At 63.2% G+C, this 6,548-nt stretch carries 5 protein-coding genes; 4 read left to right on the top strand and 1 reads right to left on the bottom strand.

Annotated features, from left to right (window positions below):
- The coding region (locus B3M53_RS05195; RefSeq protein ID WP_286799724.1) for an AsmA-like C-terminal region-containing protein at positions 1-3,376 on the bottom strand (3,376 nt) is incomplete at its 3' end.
- 94 nt (positions 3,377-3,470) lie between these two features.
- Here B3M53_RS05195 and bcp point away from each other — a divergent pair.
- From bcp to B3M53_RS05175, 4 genes are all read left to right on the top strand, one after another.
- Complete coding sequence (gene bcp / locus B3M53_RS05190) at positions 3,471-3,938, top strand: thioredoxin-dependent thiol peroxidase (protein ID WP_160091582.1); 468 nt, start codon at positions 3,471-3,473, stop codon at positions 3,936-3,938.
- On the top strand, positions 3,935-4,777 hold the full coding sequence (locus B3M53_RS05185; RefSeq protein WP_286799722.1) for a ferritin-like domain-containing protein: 843 nt from the start codon (positions 3,935-3,937) through the stop codon (positions 4,775-4,777). The genes bcp and B3M53_RS05185 overlap by 4 nt, the downstream gene beginning before the upstream one ends.
- A gap of 155 nt (positions 4,778-4,932) precedes the next feature.
- Entirely contained in the window at positions 4,933-6,171 is a 1,239-nt protein-coding gene (locus B3M53_RS05180; protein WP_022699666.1) for a M23 family metallopeptidase, read from the top strand.
- Positions 6,172-6,235: 64 nt separating this feature from the next.
- The coding region (locus B3M53_RS05175) for a bactofilin family protein (RefSeq protein ID WP_286799721.1) at positions 6,236-6,548 on the top strand (313 nt) is incomplete at its 3' end.

The raw sequence follows: 6,548 nt of genomic DNA, 5'->3' as shown, positions 1-6,548 counted from the left end.
CTTCGCGCGCTTGCTCCTGTTCAGCGCGGCGGTCCGCCTCCAGCGCCTCAAGCTCACGCTCCGCAGACGTACCTTCGAAGATGCGGCGAAACACGCCCGGTGCGAGCGCGGACAGCGGATTGGCGCTGACGCGCGTTTCACTGAACGGTCCGCTGACCGAAAACGTCACGCCGATAACGCCCTCCCCCCGGCGCGAGGTCAGAAGCTCGCCCAGAACCGGAACCGAACCCAGAACCGAATTGACGCCGTATGAGGGCAAGAGCGTGCCGTTCACCGACATGCGTTCATCGCTGAAATCCACAAGCCCGTTCCAGGTCGCGCCGAGAGACGCCCCGGCGACGCGCGCTTCACGCATTTCAATGATGCCGTCCTGCCAGACAAACTCGCTTTCCAGCCGCTCAAAGCCGATGCCCTGACCGCTGAGCAAACCGCCCAGCCCTTCCAGCGAGCCGGCCGCCAGAATGCGCGCCAGCAAAGGCATGCGGTTGAGTGTGAACTCCGCCACTTCAATGTCGCCGCTCACACCGCCCGGCTGTCCCAGAGGGGGCGCTTGCCCGTTCAGCCTCAAGGCGCCGCCGTAAATATTGTCAAACCCGGCGAAAGCGGAGAGCAGAAGGCCCGCGTCAGGGCCCAACGCGCTCAACCGACGCACGCCGGTGTCCGCTTCAGGTTCGAAACGCACGATGACCGGGCCCTGCGCCGCATCGGCCTCGAGAACAAAACGTTCAACACCTTCCGGCCGCACATTCAGCACCAGCCCCACATCCGTGAAACGCTGATCACGCACCAGAACCCGATCCAGAACGCCCTCAAAATTCACCGATGCGCCCAGGGTCGCGCCGCCGCCAGACGGCGCAGCGATCCCGAACAGGTCTTCAGCGTCCATGAAAGGGCCCTGAACCACGATCTGCAGCAATCCTTCCGGGCCGTCAGGACGGGAAATCTCTGCGCTGAGTTCCAGCCTGTCGCGAACGAACACCCGAGACGCCTGCGCGGCCAGCAAACGCCCATCCGGCGCCAGTTCAGCACTGGTCTCGAGCGCCACGTCTTCGCCGGTCAGCCGCAGACGGTCGAGCTGCACCGCGCCGTCTTCCGTGACCCCCGCTTGCAGGGAGGCGGCGGCCGGCTCGCCGGCGGGTTTGTCCCACAACCCCGCAGGCAGGGCGATGGCCGCGTCCTGTAGATCGAGCTCCAGCGCCATTTGCGAGAAGGCGAGACCTCGACCTTCGATCGTTGCGTCAACGCCCACCGCGCCATCCATGAAACGCCGCAAGGGCAAGCCGATCTGGTCCAGCTCCCGCGCGGTCATGACAGAGGTCACACGCACTTGCGTCGAGTTGACCTCCGGGTCGAGCCCGAACGTCTCCGTCCATACAAGATGAGCATCCGCCGACGCGATCTGTGCATCCCCTTCCGCCCGCAATCCTTCAGGATTGATCGTCAGGGTCACTGCGCCCTCAGAGAGCGCAATGCCGGGCGGCCCAGCCGGGCCAGAGACATCCTCAAACCGGCCCGTAATGTCAAAACCCAGATCTTCGGCCGGCACGGTGCGCAACATCGGGCGGCGGATTTCAAACTCCAGCTCGCCCTGCCCCCCAAAGGCTGCAGGATCAAACCCGTACTCCGTCGAGAGATTGAGCGGCGGCTCACTGACGAGCGCCAGGAAGTCAGAGACGCCGCCCAGCCCCGTGCCGCCAAAGCGAGCCAACGCGCCTTTCGGGTTCAGCCGCGGGATGTCCACATAGATCCGCGTCGCCTCCAGCTCACCGATGGCGCCGCCCGCGCCTTCGAGGCTGAGCGAATTGCCCCGCAGCACCGCTTCCCCAGACAGCCCCAGCAGCGGCGTCATCGTGCTCATATAGCGCACATCCGCATCGGAGAACTGGAAGCTGAGCGTCAGGTCCTCGTCCGCAATCGTTTGTGCGGCCAGCGCCTGAGCCGTGAGATTGAGGTCCAGCGTCGCACTGGTCACCCGACCGTCCAGAATGCTGTCTCGCACCCAGTCCCGGGCGCCGAGCGCAAAATCGACAGGCCAGTGATTAAGCACGTCTGTCTTGGTCAGCTCGCCTTCAACCGGGCCGCTGAGTTTGACGGTCGGCAGCAGCCCCGCAATCGTCTGCTCCATCGCCAGGGAGCCCGTCATTGATGCTCGGGCGGCTGGCAGCACCGCGTCCAGCGTTTCAAAGCTGATCAGGCTTTCTTCAAGGTCCAGCGTTCCCGCCAGTTCGGCTGACCGCCATTGCAAGGGCTCGGGAAAGGCGCCGTTGAGATCAAGACGCCCTGCGCCAGAGCTCAACTCGTAGCGGGCGCGCGCTGGAATCGCATCGTCATAGTCGGAAAAGTCATAAAGCGCGCCGCTGAGCGACAAGGACAGAAGATCGGAATCCACATCCAGCGTCCGCAGATCAAGACGTCCCGCATCGACATCCAGCGCTGCGTCAATCAAGGCCTGGCGTATCTCCGTCTGCCCCCCGGCCAGGCGGACAACGCCGGACTGCGCCGCCATTTGCAGACTGGCCTGGCGCAGGCCCTCCTCTCGCGAAGCGTCAAATACAAGATGCATGTCAAACGGCGCGTCCAGCGCGGAGACGCCCGCGAACGGGCCCTGCAAGGGCGCAGAAGCCGCAGGCACCAGATTGGACAGCCGCGCCTCGACGAACACGCTCTCCAGCGAACGGCCTGTCTGCACATTCAGGGTGATCGGCGCCATGCCGGCGGAGGTGACCAACCCGCCCTCAGCCCGAAGCGACACCACGCCGTCCGACAGGTTCATCGCGCCGCCCATGCCCGTGAACAGCCCCGTCCAGTCATGATATTCTTCACGCACCTGCAAGGTCACGTCAGAGACGTCCACCATCAGCAAACGCGAAAACACCCGACTGGCCTGATCCATGTCGAAATCCGGCGAGACGCTGTCGGTGTCCTGAGCAGCGCCAAACCGGTCTTCCAGCGCGCCCAATCCCCCCGTCAGACGACCAAGCTCGTCGCGATACAGCCAGAGCGTGCCGCCGCGCGCTTCAAGGCTCACCGGCGCAATCCGACCTGTCATCAAAAGGTCCAGCGCCAGCCCCGCCTCGATCAGGTCTGAGGAGATGACAACTTCGCCGCCCTCACGCGTGATGCTGACATCACGCGCGGTGACAACCAGCGCGGCGAGCGCAGGATCAAAGCTCAGTTCAAGATCACCGATCGCAGCCGCATCACCCTGGACTGCTTCCAGAAGCACTTCCGTGACCACTGGGCGCATCATCTCGGCGTTGACCGGGCCTTCGGCGAGGCGCCACAGAGCTGCGCCAAACGCCACCACAGCCAGCGCCAGAAGCGCAGCGATGGCTTCAAGCACATACAGAAGGGACAGGCGGGCGATACGGCGCATGTGAACTCAAAGTCGGGTCGCGACTGGACGTGGCGGGGCGAATTGACAATCTTCCGGGCCAGAGCTTCGGAAATCATCATCAAGGACGACACTCATGAGCGAGCTTAAGCCCGGCGACAAGGCCCCAGACTTCACGCTTCCTGCAGATGGCGGCCGACAGGTGTCATTACGTGAGCTGAAGGGCAAATCCGTCGTCCTGTATTTTTATCCCAAGGATGACACGCCTGGCTGCACGAAAGAGGCCATCGGCTTTTCCGAGCATATTGACGCATTCGACGCCGAAAACACGGTGGTCATCGGCCTGTCCAAGGACACCGTAGCCAAGCATGACAAGTTTCGCGACAAGCATGAGCTGAAAGTCATGCTGGCGTCTGACGAAGACGGCGTCGTCACCGAAGCCTACGGCGCCTGGGTGGAGAAGAACATGTATGGACGCAAATACATGGGCATTGAACGCTGCACCTATCTGATCGGACCTGACGGCGTGATCCAAAAGGTCTGGCGCAAGGTGAAGGTCAAAGGCCATGTGGAGGCGGTTCTGGACGCGGTGAAGTCTGCGTGACGGAACAAAACTCCAAACCGTGCGTGATGGAGGCGGCTGCGCGCGTGGTCGCCACCCCCGCCCCAGACGACAAGACCCGACTGGCGCGGGAGACCGCCGCCGCTTGGCGGGCGGGCGCCCTCGCCTTGCCGGACAGGGACGCCCCCTGCCGAGCTCCGGATGCTCCGGGGCGGCCCCCGCACCCGGAGCTGAAACCACCGGGACAGACGCCGCGGCGGCGATTGGGCAGTCTTGAAGGCCGCTTCGCCCTGATGCATGCGGTGGCGCATATCGAGTTCAACGCCATTGATCTGCATTTTGACATGGTCGCCCGTTTTGCAGGCGATCCCAGGATCGCTGACGACCAACGCGCCAGCTTTGTGTCAGACTGGGTCAGCGTCGGCGATGACGAAGCGCGTCATTTCACCTTGGTGCGTGACCGTCTTCAGCAGATGGGCGGCGATTATGGCGATCTGGCCGCCCATGACGGCCTGTGGGAGGCGGCGCAGAACACGGCGCATGATCTGGCGGCCCGACTGGCCGTCGCCCCTCTGGTGCTGGAAGCGCGCGGGCTGGACGTCACGCCGCAGATGATCGAGAAGCTGACGAGTGTCGGCGATGCTGACAGCGTCGCCATCCTCAGTGTGATCTATGAAGAGGAAGTGGGCCATGTCGCTGCAGGGGCGCGCTGGTTTGATCATGTGTGCCGTGATGAGACCGACACGCCTGAACACTGCTTTCATCGGCTGGTCTCCACTTATTTCAGCGGCGCGTTGAAGCGCCCCTTCAACGATGACGCCAGGGCTGCTGCGGGCTTGCCGGGCTGTTTCTACGAACCTCTGGCTGAACAGCTTTCCTGAAACCAGGGCTTGCATCTGATGCCGACGCACCGGACATTTTCCAATGCGTCCCATAGGGACCGGAACAAGGCTTGCAACGGACCAGTTGATAAACGATGCGTTATCATGCGAGATAGCGCATCGAGGGGCGAGGATAGCGAGGCGAACGCAGTCGGATGGTGAAACGACTACTGGCCGGGCCGTGGGAGCAGATCAAGCAACGCTTCCCTGATCGGCAGATCTATCACCGGACCGAGGGTCAGGTGAGATACTTCGCTATCACGACCGAGATGCAACTCTCGGCTATCGGGGGCGTGTGTCTGCTAGCGGTCTGGCTGTCTTTGACGACTGTCGGCATGCTGCTCGATGGTCGCGCGGATCAGCGCGCCAAACAGCAATTCGCCCAGATCGAAGCCGAATACCAAAACGAGGTTGATGAAGCGCGCGCCGCCGAGGCCGCAGCCATCGCCTATATGGAATCGCGCACGGACGCCTTTGACCGCACGGCCGGCGAATTCCAGATGCGCCATGATACGCTACGCCGTCTTCTCGACTTCGCCGACGATCTGTCTGTGGGCGAAGAACGCGAAAGCCCCAGCCTGGATGAGGGCCGGATTCTGATGGCCGCCTCACCCGCCGATCCCGATCCGCGCCAGGCCCTGGTTGACCCTGTTGGTGAAGAAGCCTTCGACGGCCTGGCTGAAGAGCGCGTCGCTGCGCTTCTGGCCGATCAGGAAGCGGCTCTCGCCGAAGCCGAGAACGCCGCAGAACGCCGCCTTGAGAATTTGCGCGCGGTTCTGCGCCTGACGGGCATGCGTGTGGATGAAGCCATGCAGGAAGGCCCGCTGGAAGATGAAGATGGCGGAACCGGCGGCCCTCTGATCAGTCTGGACCAGGCGCCGCTGTTCAGTGACGCGCTCAATCTGGACGACCCGTTCAATGCGCGCGTCGCCCGCATCGCAAACCGGATTGTGGAGAGCGAACAGGTGGAAAGCCTGCTCAACGCCACGCCTCTGGGTCTGCCGATTGAAGGCCCGTTCCGCGAAACCTCGCGCTATGGCGCTCGCATCGACCCGTTCACCCGCCGGCTGGCCATGCATGCCGGCAAGGATTTCGCCGCCTTTAGAAACGCACCTATTGTGGCGCCTGCGCCCGGCGAAGTCGTTTACGCAGGCTGGCGGGCCGGGTATGGTCGCACCGTCGAAGTGGATCACGGATACGGGTTCCGCACACGATATGGCCATCTTCACGCGATCGACGTTCGCCGCGGCGATGAGGTGGAGCTGGGCCAAAGACTGGGGGGGATGGGATCGACCGGACGTTCCACCGGCACGCATCTCCATTATGAAATCTGGTTCCGCGGCGAACACATTGACCCCGAAGATTACATAAGAGCCGGACGCTATGTTCACTAAAAAAGATACGCCCCCCAGCGACAACCAAGCCGCCGCCGTTCCTGCTCCGACCAAGAGGTCCGCCATGAAAGCCAAAGCCCCATCCATCCTGAGCGCTGATCTGAAAATCACCGGCTCCATCGTGTCCGACGGCGAAGTTCAGCTCGACGGCTCTGTGGAAGGCGATGTGCGCGCGACGGATCTCACCATCGGCGAGGAAGCCTCCATCAAGGGTGAAGTAGTCGCCGAGAACGTGGTCATTCGCGGCCGCGTCGTCGGCTCCGTGCGCGCGCGCCAGGTGCAGCTTTCCGCCACCGCCCGTGTGGAAGGCGATGTGATCCACGCCACGCTGGCCATTGAAAGCGGCGCCTTCTTTGACGGCCTGTGCAAGCGCTCTT

Source organism: Oceanicaulis sp. UBA2681 (assembly GCF_002354675.1).
Lineage (GTDB): Bacteria > Pseudomonadota > Alphaproteobacteria > Caulobacterales > Maricaulaceae > Oceanicaulis > Oceanicaulis alexandrii.
The sequence above is the reverse complement of the archived record's forward strand: the minus strand, read 5'-3'. Positions and strand labels throughout refer to the sequence as shown.

Bases quoted from the DNA above. Each gene is read 5' to 3' on its own strand.
- bcp (WP_160091582.1), top strand. From the start codon at position 3,471: ATGAGCGAGCTTAAGCCCGGCGACAAGGCCCCAGACTTCACGCTTCCT.
- B3M53_RS05180 (WP_022699666.1), top strand. From the start codon at position 4,933: ATGGTGAAACGACTACTGGCCGGGCCGTGGGAGCAGATCAAGCAACGC.